This window comes from Kineosporia babensis (genome assembly GCF_021129305.1).
Taxonomy (GTDB): domain Bacteria; phylum Actinomycetota; class Actinomycetes; order Actinomycetales; family Kineosporiaceae; genus Kineosporia; species Kineosporia babensis.
Map to the genome: position 1 here is coordinate 1 of NZ_JAJOMB010000083.1, position 368 is coordinate 368.

Sequence of the window (368 nt, forward strand, 5' to 3'; positions counted from 1 at the left end):
CGCGCCGGCCGGGCCTTTCCGGAGCGTTGCTGGCGGCCCGGGCCGCTGGGCACACGCACGTGATCCTGGACGGGACCCTGATCGAGACCGACCGCATCCACACCCGCGGGCCCACACCCGGGGTGGATCTGTGGTGGTCGGGCAAGCACGCCCGTCACGGCGGGAACCTTCAGGTCGTCTCCTCTCCGGACGACTGGCCGTTGTGGACCTCGAACGTGCGCCCGGGCCGCGAGCACGACACCACCGCAGCCCGCGCAGATCCTGACCTGCTCGATCTGCTGAGCCAGTGGATCGACGAGGACCACAAGGCCCTGACCGACCTCGGCTACGAAGGCGAAAAGGACCTGCTGCTGGTGCCGTTCAAGACC

The 368-nt window shown here is 69.6% G+C and carries 1 protein-coding gene; it reads left to right on the forward strand.

From position 1 onward, the window contains the following. Positions 1-368, forward strand: a 368-nt coding sequence (locus LR394_RS41065; protein ID WP_231450146.1) for a transposase family protein, incomplete at both ends; no start/stop codon positions are given.